The organism is Acidimicrobiia bacterium (assembly GCA_036271555.1).
In the GTDB taxonomy this organism is placed as follows: Bacteria; Actinomycetota; Acidimicrobiia; order IMCC26256; family PALSA-610; genus DATBAK01.
Map to the genome: position 1 here is coordinate 1 of DATBAK010000080.1, position 19962 is coordinate 19962.

16 protein-coding genes are annotated in these 19962 nt (G+C 71.6%); 9 read left to right on the forward strand and 7 right to left on the reverse strand.

Going from position 1 to position 19962, the window contains the following annotated elements; genetic code table 11:
- The 5 genes from VH914_17940 to VH914_17960 all read left to right on the forward strand — a co-directional run.
- A partial coding sequence (locus VH914_17940) for a class I SAM-dependent methyltransferase (GenBank protein HEX4493091.1) occupies positions 1 to 719 on the forward strand: 719 nt, incomplete at its 5' end.
- Positions 720 to 723: 4 nt separating this feature from the next.
- Entirely contained in the window at positions 724 to 2451 is a 1728-nt protein-coding gene (locus VH914_17945) for a hypothetical protein (GenBank protein ID HEX4493092.1), read from the forward strand.
- A gap of 101 nt (positions 2452 to 2552) precedes the next feature.
- Positions 2553 to 3872 (forward strand): sugar transferase, encoded by a 1320-nt coding sequence (locus tag VH914_17950; protein ID HEX4493093.1) that lies wholly within the window; start codon positions 2553 to 2555, stop codon positions 3870 to 3872.
- Positions 3872 to 4855 (forward strand): glycosyltransferase family 2 protein, encoded by a 984-nt coding sequence (locus VH914_17955; GenBank protein ID HEX4493094.1) that lies wholly within the window; start codon positions 3872 to 3874, stop codon positions 4853 to 4855. The genes VH914_17950 and VH914_17955 overlap by 1 nt, the downstream gene beginning before the upstream one ends.
- Complete coding sequence (locus VH914_17960) at positions 4852 to 5676, forward strand: glycosyltransferase (GenBank protein ID HEX4493095.1); 825 nt, start codon at positions 4852 to 4854, stop codon at positions 5674 to 5676. The genes VH914_17955 and VH914_17960 overlap by 4 nt, the downstream gene beginning before the upstream one ends.
- Here the strand turns inward: VH914_17960 and VH914_17965 are convergent.
- Positions 5664 to 7184 (reverse strand): oligosaccharide flippase family protein, encoded by a 1521-nt coding sequence (locus tag VH914_17965; GenBank protein HEX4493096.1) that lies wholly within the window; start codon positions 7182 to 7184, stop codon positions 5664 to 5666. The genes VH914_17960 and VH914_17965 overlap by 13 nt on opposite strands.
- A gap of 143 nt (positions 7185 to 7327) precedes the next feature.
- On the opposite strand from VH914_17965, the gene VH914_17970 reads away from it, so the two are divergent.
- The 3 genes from VH914_17970 to pseI are packed head-to-tail and all read left to right on the forward strand — an operon-like array spanning position 7328 to position 11462.
- Positions 7328 to 8926, forward strand: a complete 1599-nt coding sequence (locus VH914_17970) for a hypothetical protein (protein ID HEX4493097.1) — start codon at positions 7328 to 7330, stop codon at positions 8924 to 8926.
- Positions 8923 to 10410 (forward strand): bifunctional UDP-2,4-diacetamido-2,4,6-trideoxy-beta-L-altropyranose hydrolase/GNAT family N-acetyltransferase, encoded by a 1488-nt coding sequence (locus VH914_17975; GenBank protein ID HEX4493098.1) that lies wholly within the window; start codon positions 8923 to 8925, stop codon positions 10408 to 10410. The genes VH914_17970 and VH914_17975 overlap by 4 nt, the downstream gene beginning before the upstream one ends.
- Positions 10407 to 11462 carry a pseudaminic acid synthase gene (gene pseI / locus VH914_17980; protein HEX4493099.1) on the forward strand — a complete coding sequence of 352 codons (1056 nt, stop codon included), beginning with the start codon at positions 10407 to 10409 and terminating at the stop codon, positions 11460 to 11462. Before VH914_17975 ends, pseI begins: the two co-directional genes overlap by 4 nt.
- Here the strand turns inward: pseI and VH914_17985 are convergent.
- From VH914_17985 to nadA, 6 genes are all read right to left on the reverse strand, one after another.
- Positions 11440 to 12402, reverse strand: coding sequence for a glycosyltransferase family protein (locus VH914_17985; GenBank protein ID HEX4493100.1), 963 nt, complete (start codon positions 12400 to 12402; stop codon positions 11440 to 11442). The genes pseI and VH914_17985 overlap by 23 nt on opposite strands.
- Positions 12399 to 13355 carry a Gfo/Idh/MocA family oxidoreductase gene (locus VH914_17990; protein HEX4493101.1) on the reverse strand — a complete coding sequence of 319 codons (957 nt, stop codon included), beginning with the start codon at positions 13353 to 13355 and terminating at the stop codon, positions 12399 to 12401. The genes VH914_17985 and VH914_17990 overlap by 4 nt, the downstream gene beginning before the upstream one ends.
- A complete protein-coding gene (locus VH914_17995; GenBank protein ID HEX4493102.1) occupies positions 13352 to 14620 on the reverse strand; it encodes an aminotransferase class III-fold pyridoxal phosphate-dependent enzyme in 1269 nt (422 codons plus the stop codon). Before VH914_17995 ends, VH914_17990 begins: the two co-directional genes overlap by 4 nt.
- The gene (gene pseC / locus VH914_18000; GenBank protein HEX4493103.1) at positions 14617 to 15684 is read right to left on the reverse strand and encodes a UDP-4-amino-4,6-dideoxy-N-acetyl-beta-L-altrosamine transaminase; all 1068 of its coding nucleotides are present in this window, start codon (positions 15682 to 15684) and stop codon (positions 14617 to 14619) included. The genes VH914_17995 and pseC overlap by 4 nt, the downstream gene beginning before the upstream one ends.
- On the reverse strand, positions 15681 to 16652 hold the full coding sequence (gene pseB, locus VH914_18005) for a UDP-N-acetylglucosamine 4,6-dehydratase (inverting) (GenBank protein HEX4493104.1): 972 nt from the start codon (positions 16650 to 16652) through the stop codon (positions 15681 to 15683). Before pseB ends, pseC begins: the two co-directional genes overlap by 4 nt.
- 65 nt (positions 16653 to 16717) lie before the next feature.
- On the reverse strand, positions 16718 to 17806 hold the full coding sequence (gene nadA, locus VH914_18010) for a quinolinate synthase NadA (GenBank protein HEX4493105.1): 1089 nt from the start codon (positions 17804 to 17806) through the stop codon (positions 16718 to 16720).
- A 237-nt stretch (positions 17807 to 18043) separates the two neighbouring features.
- On the opposite strand from nadA, the gene uvrC reads away from it, so the two are divergent.
- Positions 18044 to 19960 (forward strand): excinuclease ABC subunit UvrC, encoded by a 1917-nt coding sequence (uvrC, locus tag VH914_18015; protein HEX4493106.1) that lies wholly within the window; start codon positions 18044 to 18046, stop codon positions 19958 to 19960.
- Positions 19961 to 19962: the final 2 nt, after the last annotated feature.

A 19962-nucleotide genomic window follows, 5' to 3' on the forward strand; every position in this document is an offset into this window, starting at 1 on the left:
CTCCCGATCCGTGGGAGGTCCACGCGCAGTGGTGGCAGGACGGCTTCACCGAGGGCGCCGACGCGGAGTACGAGGAGCAGATCCTCCCGATCGTCGAGGGCTACCTGCGCGGCTACGGCCGCGTGCTCGACGTCGGCACCGGTGAAGGCCAGATCGCGCGCCGCCTCGTGCGCGCGGGCGCGGGGTCGGTGATCGGGGTCGACCCGACGGTCGCGCAACTGCGCGTCGCGCAGGCTCGAGGCGGTGGCGTCCACTTGGCGCGGGGCCGGGCCGAGGGGTTGCCGATCGCGACCGGCAGCGTCGACGCGGTCGTCGCCTGCCTCGTGTTCGAGCACCTGCCCGATCACGTGCCGCCCCTGCGCGAGGTCGCCCGGGTGCTGCGACCCGGTGGCCGGTTCGTGTGGTGCCTCAACCACCCTCTGTTGCAGACCCCGAACTCGGGCTGGATCGACGACCAGGTGCTCGACGAGCAGTACTGGCGGGTCGGCCGCTATCTCGACGACGACGTGAGCCTCGAGGAACTCGAGCCCGGCGTCGTGCTTCCCTTCGTCCATCGCCCGCTCGGCCGATATGTGAACACGATGATCGAATCCGGCCTGGCGCTCACCCGTATGGACGAGCCCGCGCCGCCACCGGGATTCCTGGCGCGCGCGGACGAGTACGCAGAGGCCGCGTCGATCCCGCGCCTGCTCGTGCTCGTCGCCGAGCGCACCGGGTAGCGCGATGAACGCCGCGACCGGCGTCCTGCCGGCGCGCTCCGACGCGCCCGACGACGCTCGCATCCGCGCGCACTCCGCGCCGGTCGCCGCGCGCCTTCGCTCGTGGTTGACGCGGCCGCCGGTCGCGACGGTCGTCCTCTTCCTCGTCTATCTCACGTGCTCCACGTTCGACGACCCGCGCGGCTTCCTCGGCACCGACACCGGCGCCAAGGTCGCGACGCTCGAGGCGATGCAGCGCCGCCACAGCTGGGTGCCCGACGTCGGCTACTGGGCCGCGCGCTGGGACCCGCACGCCGCGCTGCACCCGCTCTACGACACCATCCCCGTCGGTCATCACTTCGTCGACGTGACGACGCTCCCGATGATCCTCGTCGCGCGCCCGCTGTGGGCGATCGGCGGGTACCGGCTCGCGCTCGTGCTCCCGATGATCGGGGCGGTCGCGGTCGCGCTCGCCGCGCTGGCGCTCGCGCGCCGGCTCGGTGCACAACATCCGATGACCGTGTTCTGGATCGTCGGGCTCGCGTCACCCGCGTTCGTCTACGCGCTCGATCTGTGGGAGCACACGCTCGGGCTCGCGCTGATGGCGTGGGGCGTCGTGCTCCTCTACGACACCTGGTCGCGCCGCGCCGGGTGGAAGGGCGCGCTCGTGGCCGGTGCGCTGTTCGGTGCGGCCGCGTCGATGCGGACCGAAGCGCTGCTGTACGGCGCGGTCGCCACCGCCGTCGTCTGCGTCGCGGTCGCCGTGCGCGAGCGCACGCCGTGGCTCGCGGCGCGAATCGGCGCGTCCGCGTTCGTCGGTGTCGGCCTGTTGTGGGTCGCGAACGATCGCCTGGAGCGCGCGGTGCTCGGAGGGTCGCTGCGCGAGTCGCGCGCCGCGGGCACGGCCGGCGCCGCGGGATCCGACTTCGTGACGCGCGCCGGTGAAGCGCTGCGCACCGCCTTGGGCATGAACTACGCGTCGCTCGCCATCGAGGGGCTCGCCGGGGGCTGTTTCTTCCTCGCGCTCGTCGGCGCGGCCTGGCTGCTCGCGACCGGAAGGGGTACGACGCGTCAGCGCGCCGAGCTCATCGGCGCCGCGGCGATCCTCATGCTCGTCCGGTTGCACGCCGGGCTCGCGTTCATGTCGGGCCTCGTGCCCGCACTGCCCGTCGCCGCGTTCGGCTTCGTGCTCGCGTGGCGGGACCGGCCGCGCCGGTTGCTCTGGGTCATCGCGGTCGCCTCGCTGCCACTCGTGTGGCTGTTCCAGTACACGGGGGGCGCGGCACCGCAGTGGGGCGGTCGCTACATCCTGTTGTCGGGGTTCCTGCTCGCGGTGATCGGGATCGTCGGTACCGAGTCGATTCCGCGCTGGTCGCGGCTGGTCGTGCTCGGCCTCTGTGTCGTCGTCACCGTCGCGGGCGTGCGGTACGTCGGCATCCGCACCCACCAGGGCGCGGTCGTCGCCGACACGATCGCCCACCTGCCGGACGACCTCGTGATCTCGCGCTACCCGCACGCGTTCCGCGAGGCGGGTGCCCAGTACACCGAGCAGCGGCACTGGCTCACCGCGGTCTACTCCGCCGACGTCCGCAAGGCCGCGACAGTCGCGCGCGAATCGCACGCGCGCAGCGTGGCGGTGATCGTCCTGCCCGGCTGGAAGACCCACCTCGACGGCTACCGAGAGGTGTCGCACCGCCACTTCACGTTCTTCAGCGAGCACCTGCTGATCCGCCAGTTCGTGCGGACGTCCTGATCCCGGCGATCTCTCGGGCCATCGCGGCGATCTCGGGTGAAGTCGGCGGCTCGGACCGGCTTCGGCCTGTGCCGAACGGCCCATCCTGCCGATAGAGAGACGTGCGCCGCGTCGCCCCCGCGCTCCAGTACGCGGGCATCCTCGGAGCGGTCTTCGGGCTGAGCAAGCTCCACGCGCTCGCGCACCAGTACGACTTCACCGGGTCGAGCCGCTTCTCGTGGGCGATCGCGTACGCGGTGCTGCTCGGCCTCGCCACGTACGGCGCCGGATTGCCCGACCTCGCGCGCGGCCGCAACACGATCGTGACCGCGGCCACCGCCACCGGGAGCGCGGCGGCTGTCTTCTCGCTCTGCCAGCTCGTGATCGGCTCCGCGCTGCTGCCCCGCTTCACGGTCTTCGGCGCGGCCGCGGTGCTCGTTCCGTGGTCGGCGCTCGTGAGCCATGTCGACCGCGACACCGAAACGCGCGCGGGGGAGCGCGATCGCATTGTCTTCGTCGGCACGCAGTCGGACTCCGCGACGCTGCTCGACGACCTCGCGCTCCGGCCCGAGCACCCCGCGGCGATGGTCGCGAGCATCGAACCGCACGCGGCCCGACCCGCGCGCGCCGGCGAGGAGCCGCTCGTCGACACCGTGATCGACTGCGACGCGACCGTGCTCGTGCTCGCGCGCGAGGCGCAGGACGACGCCCTCGTGGTCGCGCAGGCGTCGACGCTGCACGAAGCGGGCGTGCGGGTCCGCTCGCTCACCGCCTTCTACGACGAGTGGCTCGGCAAGCTGCCGATCTCGGAGCTCGAGCGGCTCTCGCTCATGTTCGACATCGCCGAAGTGCACGAGACCCGTTACGGGCGGGGCAAGCGCTTGATCGACATGGTGATCGGCGCGGCCGGTGTCGTCGCGCTCGTGCTCGTCGCGCCGTTCGTGCTCGTCGGCAACCGCGTCGCAAACCGCGGGCCGCTGTTCTACCGGCAGACGCGCGTCGGTCGCCACGGACGCGCGTTCCCCATCACGAAGTTCCGCACGATGCGACCGCACGACGGCACGGTGCCCGACGAGTGGACGACGGAGAACGACCCGCGCATCACGCGCTTCGGCCGGCTGCTGCGGCGCACCCATCTCGACGAGTTGCCGCAGGCGTGGAACATCGTGCGCGGTGATCTCGCGGTCGTCGGTCCGCGTCCCGAGCAGCCGCACTACGTGAGCGAGCTCTCATCGAAGTTGCCGTACTACGGGCTGCGCCATCTCGTGCGGCCGGGGCTCACCGGCTGGGCGCAGGTGAAGTACGGCTACGCGGGCAGCGAGCGCGACGCGCTCGAGAAGTTGCAATACGAGTTCTATTACCTCGGACACCAGAGCCTGAGATTCGACGCGCGTGTTCTCGCGCGGACGTTGCGTAGTGTCCTCGGGTCGGAAGGACGTTGATGAGCACCTCCGCAGACGAGTTCGTGTCCGATCTGAATCTGCGCCCGACGGTCACGGTCGCGATCCCCGTGCTCGACGAGGCCGAGCATCTCGCGGCGACGCTCGACTCGATCCGTGCGCAGACCTATCGGTTCGTGATGGAAGTGATCGTCGTCGACGGCGGCTCGACCGACCGGACGTGCGAGATCGCGCGCGGATACGAAGGTCTCGCGGTGCGCGTGTTCGACAACCCGAACCGCGCGCAGGCGCCGGCGTTGAACATCGCGTTGCGAGAGGCGCGCGGTGAGCTGTTCGTGCGCGTCGACGGGCACTGCGTGCTCGAAGCCGACTACGTCGAGCGGTGTGTCGACGCGCTCAACGTGAGCGGCGCCGCGATCGTCGGCGGTGGCATGAGCCCCGAAGCCGACGGCGCCGTGCCGCACGGCATCGCGCGGGCGATGACGTCGCGACTCGGCGCGGGCCCGGCACGGTTCCATACCGGCGGTCCCGCGGGTTGGGTCGACACCGTGTACCTCGGCGCGTTCCCGACCGCGCTGGCGCGCGGGCTCGGCGGCTACGCGGAAGACGTCGGCGTGAACGAGGACGCGGAGCTCGCGATCCGCCTCGGCCGCATGGGTGGGGTCTGGTTCGATCCCGCGATCCGCTCGCACTACACGCCGCGCCGCAGCGTGCGCGCGCTGGCGCGGCAGTTCTACCGATACGGCCACTCACGCGCGCTCACGGTGCGCCATTACCCCGAGACCCTGCGACCGCGGCAGATGGTGCCGCCGCTGCTCGTGCTCGCACTGTTGTCGCCGTGGCGGAAGAAGGTGCTCGCGGTGTACGGCGCCGGCATCCTGGCTCGCACCGCGATGGAGGCGGCTCGCGATCCGCGGGCCGCGCCGGGCTTCGCGGTTTCGCTCCCGACGATGCACGTCGCGTGGGGCGTCGGCTTCCTCGTGGGCGCGTCGGGAGCACGCGCTCGCGACGGACGTCGGGCATGAGCGCGACGGTCACCGTCGTCCTGCCGACGCGCAACGATCGCGCGGATCTGACCGACTGCCTCGACTCGCTGGCACTGCAGGATCACGACGGTGCGGTCGAGATCGTCGTCGTCGACCGCGGCTCGTCCGACGGCAGCCGGGAGCTGGCGAACGCGCGACGCGGTGTGCGGGTCGTCGACAACCGGTCACGCTGGATCGACGCGGCGGTCGGCGCCGGTGTGGCCGTCGCCGACGGCGACATCGTCTTCGTCGCCGATGCGCGCGAGCGCTACGAGCCCGACTTCGTGCGCCGCGGCATCGCCGCCCTCGACGCGGGCGCGTCGACGGTCGGAGCCGATCGGCGGCCGGTCGGGTCGACGAGCTTCGGTCGCGCGGTGGCGGCAGTGGTCGACACGGGGTTCGGCACCGCGACGACCGTCACGCAGGCGCGTGTGTGGCGCGTCAGCTACGGGGCTGTGAGCCCGCGCGTGACCGATCACGCGATCGGTGCGTGGTCATTGGTTCCGTCGACGGTCATGGACCTCGCGCGCGCCGGCGCGGATCGCGGCCGCGATGATGCGTCGGCGCGGCGCATCTCGACGCGCTCGGCCATGGGAGCCGCGCTGGTCGCCACGACCACCGCGGCCGTGGTCACGGGTCGGCGTCGGTGGTTCACGGTCCCGGTCGCGCACGCGATCGCGGCTGCGGTCGTCGCCGTTCGTGTGGGCGGGGAGCCCGGCGTCGCGCCCCACCGAGCGTGGCTCGCGATCGCCGTTGATCACTGGTCGTACGCCGGCGGTCTCGTCGCCGGCTGCGTCGGACGCGCTCGTCAAGCCGGTTGACGGCGTACGACGCCGACGAGCTCGCGCGCTTCGCCGTGCCGCAGACCGATGCGCAACGTCGCGAGCGCGTACACGAGCGCGCCGACGACTGCGGTCACCGCGATCGTGACCACGGCCCCACGCAGGAGCGCGGTCGTCGCGAGCGCGACCGCGAACAGGATCAGGTTCGGGACGAGCGCAGGCACCACCGCTTGGCCGAGGAACTCGCGCACGGTCACGCCGTACTCGTCGAGCACCGCGCGCCCGAGGCTGGGCACGAGCACCGCCGTGCCGATGATGGTGCCGACGAACACGCCCACGATGCCGTACCGGTTCACGAGCACGATGCTCGCGACCAGGTTCACGGTCGTCGCCGCGACCGCGGGCCACAGGACCCGCGAGATGCGCCCGGTGCCGCGCAGCATGTTCGACCCGACTGCGAAGGGCGCGGCGACGAGCGGCACCAGCGCGACGGCGACGAGGCCGGCGGCGTCGTGATAACGCCCGCCCACCCAGACGTGGATCAGCGGGCCCGCGAGCACCGCGATCCCGACCGCGAACGGCCAGGTGACGAGCAGCGAGTAACGGGTGCCGCGTTCGAGCAGCTCCCGCAGGCTCGCGTGGTCGCCGCGGCTGCGGAGCCACGCGCTGCTCGAGATCACCGCGTACGACGCGGCCGCCAACACCGCGTTCGCGGCGTTCTGCACCTGGGTCGCGATCTCCACCAGCGCGACCGCCTCCGGCCCGATTGCCGCGCCGACGATGACGCGGTCCATCGACCGGTGCAGCACACCCTGCGCGTCGACGAGCGCAACGCGCCAGGAGTAGGCGGCCACCGGTCGGAGCTGGCGGGTCCAGCCGCGCGCCGTCGCGCGGCCGCCGACGCGGTGCGCGAGCGCGGCGCCGAACATCGCGGCGACCGCGGTCGCGACGAGGCTGGCGATCGCGACTCCCGCGAGGCCGCCGCCCGCGAGCGCGACCACGCTCGTCGTGGCCGCGACCAGCGTGCGGCGCGCGCCGTCGACGACACGCGAGAGATCGACGCGCTGATGGCCCTCGAGCTCGGACGTCGATCCCTTGAGCAAGAGGTCGGGAACGATCTGTACCGCGAAGAAGGGGATCGCGACGCGCAGATCGTCACGCAGCGAGTGCGGCACGTGGAACGCACCGGCGAACGCGGTGAGTCCGAAGGCGACCATGGCGATCGCACAGATCACTCCGATCACGAGCAGGACGACCGTGCCCGCGCGTCCGACCGCCGCCGCCTCGTCGTGCTCGTCGCGCGCCGCTCGCTCGGCGACGAAGGTCGTGATCGAGGTACCGATACCGAGCTCGGCGACCGACAACCACCCGTTCGTCGCCGAGAACGCCTGCAGCAGTGCCCACACCCCGAACGCCGATGCGCCGAGGCCGTGCAGCAGCAGCGGCACCCACACGAGCATGACGACCATCGACCAGACGGTCGCGGCCGACGTCGACGCGGTGTTGAGAAGGACGCGGCGCCGATACGGCCGTTCGTCTGCGGGCAACCGGATTCCTCCGTGCTCGGCGGCGAAGCTACTACCGGCGCGCGCGCCGGAGGTTCACCCTCGTGGAAGGGGCGCGCCGGTACATTGAGGCCGGTGACGTCGTCGATCGGCCGCGCGATGCGCCCGCGCGCGGGAGCCCGCCCGTGAGCCCGCGACCGAGCTCCGATCGGCTCGGCGAGATCGCCACCAAGGGCGTGCACTGGGGTCTGCGCTGGGTCGCGATGGCGCCGGAGCACGTCGAGGCGCGCCGCCTCGTGTCCGCACTGCGTGATCGCGTCCCGCCCGTGTCGGCGGGCCGCGTGCTGTTCGTGACGCCGCGCGACTGGGCCGCTCACGTGCAGTGGGAAGCGATGTTCGGGCAGGCGCTGCGCTTGCGCGGCGCCGACGTGCGCTACGTCACCTGCGGCGGCGATCTCGAGATCTGCGACCGCGCGAACACGTGGGAAGCGCCGCCGATGCCGTGCCGCAGTTGCCGGCACTACGTGCGCACGAGTCTCACCGCGCACGGTCTCCCGCACGACGCGTTGTGGGATCAGCCACCCGAGACCGCGTGGCCCGAGCTCGACGCACTCGGTCTCGACGCGCTGCCGGGCGTGGAGCTCGACGGGCTTCCGCTCGGCCGGCTCGTCGAGATCCCCGTGAAGTGGTTCCTCATGCGGAGCGACATCGAGCACGATCCGATCGCCGCGCTCACGTATCGGCGATTCCTGCGTTCGGCGCGTGTGATCGCCGACGGGATGCGCGCCGCGTTCGACCGGCACGAACCCGACGTCGTGGTCGCGTGCAACGGACTCTTCCTATTCGAGGCGATCGCGCTCGCGCTGTGCAAGCAGCGCGGGATCGACTTCGTGACGTACGAGCGCGGGTTCATCAAGGAGACGTTGATCTTCCGCCGCGGTGAGCCCGCATGCCTCCTCGACTTCTCGGACGTGTGGAGTCGTTGGCGCGACGTGCCGCTCACCGCCGCCGAGGACGCGCAGCTCGACGAGTACCTCGGTGACCGCCGCCATGGTCGCAAGACGATCGACCGCTTCTGGAAGGACCCGCAGTTCGTCGGCGTGGAACGCCGCGGGTCGGGCCGGCTCGCGACGTTGTTCACGAACCTCACGTGGGATTCCGCGGTGATCGGTCGGGAGCGCGCGTTCGCGTCGATGCGCGACTGGATCGCGGCCACGGTGGAGCTGTTCGCCGAGCGTCCCGACGACGAGCTCGTGATCCGCGTGCATCCGGCCGAGCTGCGACTGCCCGGCAAGACGACGCGCGAGCCCGTCGCGCCGTTCCTCGCGTCGCGCTTCGACCGGCTCCCGCCGAACGTCACCATCCTCGGACCGGAGGACGACCGCAGCTCCTACTCGTTGATGGAGCAGAGCGACATCGGTCTCGTCTACACGTCGACGACCGGTCTCGAGCTCGCCGTCGCGGGCACGCCCGTCGTCGTCGCCGGCGAGACGCACTACCGCGATCAGGGCTTCACGCTCGACGCCGCGTCGCCCGCGGAGTACCGCGACGTCGTCACGGCGCTGCTCGACGCGCCCGAGTCGTACCGCCCCGACGTCGAGATGGCGCGCCGCTACGCGTACTTCTTCTTCTTCCGGAACCCGGTGGGCACTCCCGGTGTCGAGGAGCACGTCCTCGGTCTCGCGCGAATCACCGCGACCGCCGCCGATCTCGCGCCCGGAGCGCACGCCGATCTCGACCGGGTGTGCGACGGCATCCTTCGCGAAGGCGATTTCGGACCGTGACGACGGGCGTCGCCGGGTCGCGCGACGGCCGCCCGCTGCTCGTCGTCGCGCCGCAGGTGGGCGGGGTCGGTGCCGGCCACTTCATGCGCGGGCTCGCGCTCGCGCAGGCATGGAACGACCGCTCCGGCCGCGCCGTCTTCGTAACCGGAGCGCTCGCAGCGCCACTCGCGGAGTTGCTCGAACGGGAATCCATCGCGCACGTCGAAGCCGACGGACGCGCGGCGGTGATCCGCGCCGTCGAGCACGTCGCGCTCGAGGGGCCGATCAGCGGCCTCGTCGTCGACGGCTACGACTACGGCACGCCCGTCGAACGCGCGCTGCGCCCGCTCGCGGCCGCGACCCTCGCGTTCGACGACGGCAACGAGACCGGTGCGCACGACGTCGACCTCCTCACAGACCCGACACCCGGTCTCACCGCGACGACGTACGCCGCGCACGCACCGGGTGCCGAGTTGCTCCTCGGTCCGCGGTACGCGGCGCTCCGCCGCGCGCGCCCGGATGCCGCGTCCACTTCGGCTTCCGGTTCTTCCGGCGCTTCCGGCGCTTCCGGCGCTTCCGGGTCTTCCCGACGCCGCTTCACGCTCCTCGCGGGGGGCGAGCCGCCGACGCGTGTGCGCGCCTGGTTCGTCGCGGTGGCCGACGGTCTGCGCGCCGCGGGCTTCGTCGTCGGCGCACCCGGTCTCACCGACCCGCGCTACGACGACCTCGCCATCGAGACGCGTGCCACCGAGGTCGCGATCACCGCCGGCGGATCGACGACGCTCGACCTCTGCCGGCTCGGGGTGCCGACCCTCGTCGTCGTGATCGCCGACAACCAGGCCGGCCTCGCTGCGGGGCTCGACGCCGCCGGTGCCGTCCGGCCACTGGGCCGGCTCGAAGCCGTCGCTCCGGAGGACGCGGTGGCGGCCGCGGTCGCTCTCGCGAACGACCACGACGCCGGTCGCCGGCTCGCGTGCCGCGGTCGCGCGCTCGTCGACGGGCGCGGTGCGGGACGCCTGGCCGTCGCGCTGCGCGCCGCCGCGTTGCGGCTCGAGCCCGCGCGACCCGATGACGCGCGGCTGGTGTGGGAGTGGGCGAACGATCCCGAGACGCGCGCGATGTCGTTCGAGACGGATGAGATCGCGTGGGCCGACCACGAGCGCTGGTTCGCCGCACAGCGCGCGAACCCGGACGCGCGCATGTTCATCGCGGCGACCGCCGAGGGTGCGCCGGTGGGGCAGGTTCGGTTCGCGCGCGACGGCGCCGAGCTCGTGATCGGCGTCAGCGTCGCGGCCGACCAGCGGAGCCGCGGATTTGCGGCGCCGTTGATCGCCGCCGGTGTCGCGCGGGCGCGGAAGGAACTGCCCCGAGCGCCGATCGTCGCCTACATCCGCGCCGAGAACGAGCGCTCGCAACGCGCGTTCGTGGATGCCGGCTTCGTTCGGCAGACCGAGCGCGTGGGCCCGCACGAGTCTGCGGTGTTCTTCGCAGAGGACGACGCATGACGAGTGCGAGCGTGCGCATCGGCGGGCGCGAGGTCGGCGCCGGTCACCCCGTCTACATCGTGGCCGAGCTGTCGGCGAACCACGGCGGACGGCTCGACCGCGCGCTCGAGCTGGTTGCCGCGGTCGCCGACGCGGGCGTCGACGCGGTGAAGATCCAGACCTACCGACCCGAGAGCCTCACCATCGACTCCGACGCGCCGCCGTTCCGGGTGGGCGCGGGATCGCTGTGGGAAGGCCGGCGTCTGTGGGACCTGTACGCGGAAGCGCAGACGCCGTGGGAATGGCACGACGCGATCTTCGCCGCCGCGCGCGACGCGGGGATCGCGTGCTTCTCGACGCCGTTCGACGACGCCGCGATCGAGCTCCTCGAAGGCTTCGACCCGCCGGCGTACAAGGTCGCGTCGTTCGAGCTCGTCGACCTCGCGCTCGTCGCCGCGATCGCGCGCCGGGGGCGACCGGTCGTGATGTCGACCGGCATGGCCTCGGTCGACGAGATCGACGACGCAGTGCGCACCGCGCGCGACGCCGGCGCGGGCGGGATCGTGCTGCTGCGCTGCAACAGCGGCTATCCCGCGCAGCCGGGCGAGATGGATCTGCGCACGATCCCCGACATGATCGAGCGCTGGGACGTGCCCGTCGGCTTGAGTGACCACACGCTCGGCATGACCGCCGCGATCGCCTCGGTGGGGCTGGGCGCGGTGATGCTCGAGAAGCACGTCACCACGGCCCGCGCCGACGGCGGCCCCGATGCCGCGTTCTCGTTGGAGCCGGCCGAGCTGCGAGCGCTCGTTGCATCGGTGCGCGAAGCCGAGGCCGCGCTCGGCGACGTGCGCTACGGCCCGTCGCCGTCGGAGCACGCGAGTGAGCCGTTCCGGCGGTCCCTGTACGCGGTGCGCGACATTGCCGCTTCGGAGACGATCGCCGCCGACGCGGTGCGGTCGATCCGTCCCGCGGGCGGGCTCGCGCCGAAAGAGCTGCCGGCGGTGATCGGTCGCCGGGCGCGCGTCGCGATCGCGCGCGGCACCCCGATCAGCTGGGACTTGCTCGACTGAGCTCGACGATCTGACGGTCGGCGGCGATCACGGCGCGCACTTCGTCGAGCAGCCGTTCCCGCTCCGACTCCGGGTGGAGTGTCGCGAGCGCGCGCCCGTCGTGGACCTCGAGCGCGATCCACGCACCCGCGCGGTCGGTGTAGACGCGTGCGAACGGTTGCCCGCCGCCGCCGAACCATTCGCGGGCGGCGTCGCGCACCGAATCGGGTGCGGCGGGGAGGTCGTCGGTGGCGCGGGCCGGCACGAGAGTGCCGCCGCCCGGCGCCGGCGAAGGGTCGACGAGGTCGCGCCACGGCACGCGCACCGGATCGGCGGCCCCGCTCACGAGGGTGCGCACGGCCGCGAGATCGGCGGGCTCGTCGATCGTCCAGCGTCGCGCGCCGTCGTCGGATCCCGAGTCGAGCTGGGCGATCGGATACCGATCGGGCCGGCGTTGGAGGTAGGGCGTCACGTGCTCCCGCTCGTCGGCGCCGTCCGCATGCGCGGCCGCCTCGCGGAGCGCCGAGGCGGTGATCACCTCGACGTCGAGACCGTCGGGGAACGTCCGGAGCAGCGTGTTCGACGTGTACGCGGCGCCGGTGCGCGCGTGCAGGGCGAGCGCGTCGCCGACGACGAGCGGATCCGCGAGCGGGCAGTCGGCGGTGAGGCGGACCACGGTGTCGTGGTCGAACGAATCGAACGCGTCGAGCGCGTCGACGAAGCGACTCAGCACGTCGGACTCGGAGCCGCGCACGACGTCGACGCCGCAGTCGCGCGCGAGCGCGGCGATCCGGTCGTCGCGAGCATCATCGCTCGTCGCCACGACGACCGGGCCGCCGTCGAACGGCGCGAGGCGCTCGAGCATGAAGCCGAGCAGCGGCCGTCCCGCGAGCGGCTCCAGCACCTTCCCGGGAAAGCGCGTCGAGCCCATCCGCGCCTGTACGACGACGAGTGCGCTCATCGCGTGCCGTGGGCGCGGATCGCGTCGGCCAGCCGGAGCGATTCCATCCCGACCGGCGCGGGAACGGGGAGGGTCGGGCCTCCGTCGATCCATCCGAGGAAGGCGCGGGCCTCGCGCCGGTACGCCTCGTCGACATCGGGCGCGACCGTCTCGTCGAGCCGGTCGCGGTCGAGGGCTTCGAGCTCCAGTCGCTCGGATGCCCAGTCGTAGCGGATCGTGCCGCGGGTGCCGACCACCTCGATGCCGCGTCGGTAGTCGCGGCTCAGGTAGTCGAGGGCGACGTGAACGGGAACGCCGCTCGCGTGCTGCAGCAGCGCGTGCACGGAGTCCTCGACGTCGATGTCGAGATCTCCGAGCCGCTGCACGAGGGCGCCGGCGACGGTGAGCTCGCCGTCGCCGAACAACCACACCAGCTCGTCGAGCTCGTGGATCGCATCGAGCAGCACGCCGCCGCCGAGTGCGCGCTGCGCGGAGTAGCTGGCGCGGTAGTCGCCGGCGCGCCAGCCGGGGAGCCAGCTGCCGAACCACACGCGGACGGAAGCGATGTCGCCGATGTCGCCCCGCTGCACGCCGCCGATCAGTCGCTGGAGGGGCGCGACGAAGCGGAGGTTGTACCCGACCGCGACCGCGCCGTCGGCCACCGGAACCGGCACGTCGGCGGCTGCGCACGCGAGGGGCTTCTCCACGAGCACCCGCGCGCCGGTCGCGACCGCGGCGGCCGCCTGCTCGGCGTGCAGCACCGTCGGGCTCGCGATCACCACGCCGTCGTAGCCGCCGGGGATCTGGGCACTGCACTCACCACGGATTGCACCAACCGCAGCAACGGTTGCGTCGACGCGCGCCGCGTCCGGGTCGAGCACCGTGACGACGGCGCCTGCCGCGCGCAGGTTCGCGCAGTGCCGCCGGCCGATCGATCCCGCGCCCGCGACGAGGACGCGCGGCGCGTCGCTCACGGCTTCCGGAAGACGGGCTCGACCGGGTCGCCGACGAGCCGGCTGCGCAGGTCCTCACCGCTCGCCACGACCGCGAGGGCGTCGTCGAACACGGCGATCGTGTCGTCGATGTCGGCGTCGGTGTGGCGCGCGCAGATGAACATCGAACCGTTGAAGAGGATTTTCGCCTGCGCGAAGCGCTGCTGCACCCACGACCGCACGACCAGCGCGTCATCGCTCGGGAAACCGACGACCGTGCGCTGCGGTTCGCCGCCGACCGTCACGAGGTCGCCGACGCCGCGTGCCGCGACCGCCTTCTCGAAGCCGTCGAGCAAGCGCCGGCCGCGCGCCTCGATCGCCCGGAGCACCGTGCCGTCGGCGACGGTGTCGAGCACGGCGCGGGCGGCCGCGAGCGAGAGTGCTTCGCCGCCGTGCGTACCCGAGAAGAAGATCTCTTCGAACACGGCCATCGTGCTCCACGCGCCGGCCACCGCGGCGACGGGCATGCCGTTGCCGAGGGCCTTGCCGTAACAGGAGAAGTCGGGCAGGACGCCGTAGCGCTCGCGCGCGCCGCCGGGCGCGAGGCGGAAGCCGGTGATCACCTCGTCGAAGATCGCGAGCGCGCCGCGCTCGTGCGCGAGGTCGACGACACCCTGGAGGTAGCCGGGCTCGGGCACCGTCGCGCCGGCCGGCTCGATGACGACCGCGGCGACGGGCGCGCCGAATGCGTCGAATGCGGCGGCGAGCGCGTCGAGGTCGCCGAACGGGAACGCGTGCGTGAGCTCGCGAACCGCGCCGGGCACGCCCGCGGCGCGCGTCGTCGTGCCGATGTACCAGTCGTGCCAGCCGTGGTAGCCACCGGCGAGCACCGCGTCGCGACCGGTGAGCGCGCGGGCCGCACGCACCGCGCCCGACACCGCGTCGCTGCCGCTCTTCGCGAAGCGCACGGCTTCGACGCCGGGACACATCGCGACGATCCGCTCCGCGACCTCGACCTCGAGCGGGTGCATGAGGGTGAACGTGATGCCGTCGTGCAGCTGCGCAACGATCGCGTCGTCGACCATGGGCTCCGCGTAGCCGAGGATCACCGGGCCGAGCGCCATGGGGTAGTCGAGGTACTCGTTGCCGTCGACGTCCCAGACGCGCGCGCCGCGTCCGCGCGCCAGATAGATCGGGCTCGCGCCCTGTACGAACTGGGTCGGGCTCTTCGAGAAGGTCTGCGTCCCGAGCGGGATGACACGCTGCGAGCGGCCCCACCATCTGTCCGACTGCTCGAAGCGATTCACAGCAACCCCGCCAGCGTGTCGACGACGCGGTCCTGTTGCGCGTCGGTGAGCCCCGAGTACATCGGCAGCGAGATCAGCTGCGCGGCGGCCGACTCGGTGCTCGGGTAGCGCGCGGGATCGTCGCAGTACGCGTGGAAGCGATAGATCGGCACGTAGTGGACCTGCACGCCGATGCCTGCCGCGCGCAGCCCGTCGAACACGCGCCGCCGCTCGGCGACGCGCACCGGAAAGAGGTGGTACGCGTGCCGCGAACCTTCGGGCGCGCCCGGTGGCAGCTCGACCGGAAGGTCGCGCAGCTGCGAGCGGTACCGCGCCGCGAGCTCGTTGCGGCGCGCGACGAACGCGCCGAGCTTGCGGAGCTGCGATGTGCCGAGCGCGGCCTGGATGTCGGTGAGCCGGAAGTTGTAGCCCGGTGTGTCGATGTCGTACGCCCACGCGCCCGCAGTGGGCGTGGGCCGGATGCCGTGATGACGAAACGTCCGCAGTCGCTCGGCGAGCGCGGCGTCGTTCGTCGTGACCGCGCCCCCTTCGCCCGTGGTGATGGTCTTCACCGGATGGAACGAGAAGCAGCAGAGATCCGAGCGCGCGCAGTTACCGACCGGCCCGTCGGGTGTCGTCGCACCGAGCGCGTGCGCGGCGTCCTCGATCACGACCCGCGGCCGTTCGGGGAGCGCGGCGAGGTCCACGGGCAGCCCCGCGTAGTGAACGGCCACGAGCGCGTCGCACGCCGGCACGCGTGTGGGATCGAGGTTCAGCGTGTCGGGATCGATGTCGAGGAATCCGACCGACGCGCCGACGTAGCGCGCGCAGTTCGCGCTCGCCGCGAACGTCAGGGGAGACGTCACCACGTGATCACCCGGGCCGATGCCCGCCGCGACGCACGCGCCGTGCAGCGCGGCGGTGCCGCTCGAGAACGCGACCGCGTGGCGGGCGCCGACGGTCTCCGCCAGGTGCTCCTCGAACTCGGCGACCTTCGGTCCCTGGGTGAGCCACTCGCTGCGGAGCACCTCGACGACCGCCGCGACATCGTCGTCGTCGATCGACTGGTGCCCGTACGGGATCACTGCAGGAGCGCCGCGAGCTCCTCGACGCCCAGCCACTCGTCGTTCGTGCCGCTCGAGTAGACGAACTCGTCGGCGAGGGGCTTGCCGTCGCGGTAGGCCACGTCGTGGTCCCACCAGGGGTGCTCGGGCAGGACGACGTAGAGGTCGCCGATGTCGACGGCGTGGCGGCTCTCGTCCGAGGTGAGGAGCAGCTCGTGCAGCTTCTCGCCGGGACGGATGCCGATCACGTCGCGCGGGAGACCGGGGGCCATCGCCTCGGCGAGGTCGACGACGCGCATCGACGGGATCTTCGGCACGAAGACCTCACCGCCGCGCGCGTGGTCGAACGCGTGCATCACGAGGTCGACCGCCTGGTCGAGCGAGATCCAGAAGCGGGTCATGCGCTCGTCGGTGATGGTGAGCCGGCCGTCGCGCTCGATCTGGCGACGGAACAAGGGCACGACCGAGCCGCGCGAGCCGACGACGTTGCCGTAGCGGACGCAGGCCAGACGGGTCGTGGTGCGGGCGGCGTAGGCGTTGCCCTGCACGACGATCTTCTCGGCGCACAGCTTCGTCGCGCCGTACAGGTTCACGGGGTTGACGGCCTTGTCGGTGGAGAGCGCGACGACGCGCTTCACACCGGCGTCGATCGCCACGTCGACGACGTTCTGCGCGCCGAGCACGTTCGTCTGCACCGCTTCGAACGGGTTGTACTCGCAGGCGGGGACCTGTTTCATCGCCGCGGCGTGCACGATGAAGTCGACGCCCTGCGCGGCGCGGTACAAGCGATCACGGTCGCGCACGTCACCGATCAGGTAGCGCACCTGCTCGTCGCCGACGCGCTCGCGCATCTCGAGCTGCTTGAGCTCGTCGCGCGAGTAGACGCGCACCACGGCGTCCGGCCATTCGGCCAGCAAGCGGCGGGTGAAGACCTGACCGAAAGAGCCGGTTCCGCCGGTGAGCAGGATCGTGGCGCCCGAGAAGTTCATGCCGTCCATCCTGCACTCATCGGTCGGCCGAACGGTGTATGTAGGCCTTTCGGCCTATTGCCGCGCTACGTGATCGAGAGCATCCGTTCGAGCGCGACGCGTGCCCATTCGGTCGTGTCCGCGTCGACGACGATCTGGTTCACGACCTCGTCCCGCGCGAGGTGATCGAGCACCCAGAGCAGGTGCGGTTCGTCGATCCGGAACATCGTCGAGCACGGGCACACGAGCGGGTCGAGCGTGAAGATCGTCTTGTCGGGGTGCTCCTTCGCGAGCCGTTGCACCATGTGCACCTCGGTCGCGATCGCGAGCACGGCACCGGCGGGCGCGGCGCCGACCCACTCGAGGATCCGCTCGGTCGATCCGACGCGATCGGCGAGCTCGACGACCTCGTGCGAGGTCTCCGGGTGCACGATCACCTCGACGTCGGGATGCTCGGCGCGGGCCGCGACGATGTGCTCGGGACGGAACCGCTGGTGCACGGAGCAGTGGCCCTTCCAGAGGAGCAGCGTCGCTTCCTTGACGTCGCGCTCCTCGAGCCCGCCGAGCTCCTCACGCGGGTTCCACACGCGCATGTCGGTCGCGCGGTATCCCATGGCGAAGCCGGTGTTGCGCCCGAGGTGCTGGTCGGGCACGAAGAGGACCCGGTCGCCGCGCGCCAGCGCCCATTCGAGCACCGCGCGCGCATTCGACGACGTGCACACCGCGCCACCGTGGCGGCCGACGAACGCCTTCAACGCGGCGGAGGAGTTCATGTACGTGATCGGGATCACGCGGTCGACGTCGACGACGTGGCCGATCTCGTCCCACGCCTCCTCGACCTGGTCGATGTCGGCCATGTCGGCCATCGAGCAACCGGCGTTGAGGTCGGGGAGCACCACGCGCTGGTGGTCGCCGGTCAGCACGTCGGCGGACTCCGCCATGAAGTGCACACCGCAGAACACGATGTCGGTGGCGGCGGAGTCGGCGGCGAAGCGGGCGAGCTTGAACGAGTCGCCCGTCGCGTCGGCCCAGCGGATGACCTCGTCCCGCTGGTAGTGATGGCCGAGGATCAGGAGCCGCTCGCCGAGCGATTCCTTCGCGGCGCGGATGCGCGATTCGAGCTCGTCGGGGGCCGCGAGGGTGTAGTCGTCCGGCAGCGGGATCTGCAGTCGCATGATGAGCCTCCCTAGGGAGTGACTCTGCATCGGCCGGTGGGTGGCAGCCCGGTCGCCACACCACGGGGTTGTCGGCCGCAGAGCCGTGTTCTATGCGCCGGAAACCGGGACCCGACGTACGAGTGACTCTATCCCTCCTCCCGTGGTACTGCGTTCCAAGGCGATATGCCGATAACGCAGTACCACGGGAGGGCCGAGGCGACCGTCGGCGTCCGACCCAGGCGCGAAAATGGGCCCATGTTCACGAGGCCCGAGGCGGGATCGATTCCTGACGCGCCGGGGTCGTACCAGTTCTTCGACGAGCAGGGCCGCGTCATCTACGTCGGCAAGGCCAAGAGCCTGCGCTCGCGGCTGTCGAACTACTTCGGCCCCCCGGCCTCGCTCCCCGAGCGCACGCGCCAGATGGTCCGCGCCGCCGACCACGTCGAGTGGATCGAGGTGCGCAACGAGGTCGAGGCCCTCTTCCTCGAGTTCAACCTCATCAAGCGGCACCGGCCCCGCTTCAACATCCGGCTGAAGGACGACAAGTCGTATCCGTTCATGGCGGTCACGCTCGACGAGGACTGGCCGCGGGCGATGGTGATGCGCGGTCGCAAGCGCAAGGGCGTCCGCTACTTCGGTCCGTACGCGCACGCGTACGCGATCCGGGAGACGCTCGACCTGCTGCTCCGCACCTTCCCGATCCGCACGTGCACGAACAACAAGTTCGACCGCCACCACAAGCTCGGCCGGCCCTGCCTCTACGCGCACATCGAGAAGTGCTCGGCACCGTGCGTCGGCGACATCAGCGCAGACGACTACAAGCAACTCGTGCAGGAGCTGCTCGACTTCCTCGACGGTGAGTCCGACGCCGTGGTCGCGCGGCTCGAGTCGCAGATGCGGACCGCGGCCGACGAGCTGGAGTTCGAACGGGCCGCACGAGTTCGCGACCAGCTCACGTCGGTACGCAAGGCGATCGAGCGCCAGCAGATGGTCGGCGCCCGCGAGGAGGACTACGACCTGCTCGGGATCGCGGAGGACGAGCTCGAGGCGTCGGTCCAGGTCTTCTACGTCCGGCGGGGGAGGGTCGTCGGCCGCAAGGGGATCATCGTCGACAAGGTCGAGGACGTGCAGACGCCGGCCCTCGTCGCGCGGGTCATCGAGCAGCTCTACGCCGACGCGCCGCAGACCGACATCCCGAAGGAGATCCTGGTCCCCGTCGAACCCGAAGAGCTCGCGTTGTACGAGGAGTTCCTGACGTTCGCGCGCGAGTCGAAGGTCGGCATCCGTGTGCCGCAGCGCGGCGCGAAGCGCGAGCTCCTTGCGACCGCGACCCTCAATGCGAAGGAAGCGTTCGCGCGCCACAAGCTGCGACGGGCCTCCGACCACAACGCGCGTGCCCGCGCGCTCGTCGCGCTCCAGGACGCGCTCGAGCTGCCCGAGGCACCCTTGCGCATCGAGTGCTTCGACATCTCACACACGCAAGGAGTGGAGATCGTCGCGTCGATGGTGGTGATGGAGGACGGACTGCCCAAGCGATCGGACTACCGCCGCTTCAAGATCAAGACCCTCGACGGACAAGACGACTTCGCGGCGATGGAAGAGGTGCTCACGCGCCGCTTCCGCAACTACCTGCGCGAGCGCGACGAAGGCGCGCAGGCGGGCAAGCGGTTCTCCTATCCACCGAACCTGTTGCTGATCGACGGCGGCAAGGGTCAGCTCGGTGTCGCGTCGCGCGTGCTCGAAGAGCTCGGCCTCGAGGACATCTGCGTCGCGAGCCTCGCGAAGAAGTTCGAGGAGGTGTACCAGCCCGGTCGCCCGGAGCCGTTGCGCATCCCGCGCGACTCGGAGGCGCTCTATCTGCTCCAGCAGGTGCGCGACGAGGCGCACCGCTTCGCCATCACGTACCACCGGCAGCTACGAGGCAAGCGCATGACCCGCTCCGCGCTCGAGGGCGTGCCCGGGCTCGGCGAGAACCGGCGCAAGCGGCTCCTCAAGGAGTTCGGGTCGATCAAGAAGCTGCGGGAGCTCGCCGAGGAGCAGCTGGTCGACCTTCCGTGGCTGCCCGACACCGTCGGGCGCGCGACCTACGCCCATCTCCACGGCCTGGTGGCGCCGCCGCGCCTCAAGGCGCCCGAACCGGCCGTCCCGGCTCAGAACGGGGCGCCGAGCTGACG

Coding starts and splice junctions, on each gene's coding strand:
- VH914_17945 (HEX4493092.1), top strand. CDS start 724: ATGAACGCCGCGACCGGCGTCCTGCCGGCGCGCTCCGACGCGCCCGAC.
- VH914_17955 (HEX4493094.1), top strand. CDS start 3,872: ATGAGCACCTCCGCAGACGAGTTCGTGTCCGATCTGAATCTGCGCCCG.
- VH914_17960 (HEX4493095.1), top strand. CDS start 4,852: ATGAGCGCGACGGTCACCGTCGTCCTGCCGACGCGCAACGATCGCGCG.
- pseI (HEX4493099.1), top strand. CDS start 10,407: ATGACGAGTGCGAGCGTGCGCATCGGCGGGCGCGAGGTCGGCGCCGGT.
- VH914_17985 (HEX4493100.1), bottom strand. CDS start 12,402: ATGAGCGCACTCGTCGTCGTACAGGCGCGGATGGGCTCGACGCGCTTT.
- pseB (HEX4493104.1), bottom strand. CDS start 16,652: ATGAACTTCTCGGGCGCCACGATCCTGCTCACCGGCGGAACCGGCTCT.
- nadA (HEX4493105.1), bottom strand. CDS start 17,806: ATGCGACTGCAGATCCCGCTGCCGGACGACTACACCCTCGCGGCCCCC.
- uvrC (HEX4493106.1), top strand. CDS start 18,044: ATGTTCACGAGGCCCGAGGCGGGATCGATTCCTGACGCGCCGGGGTCG.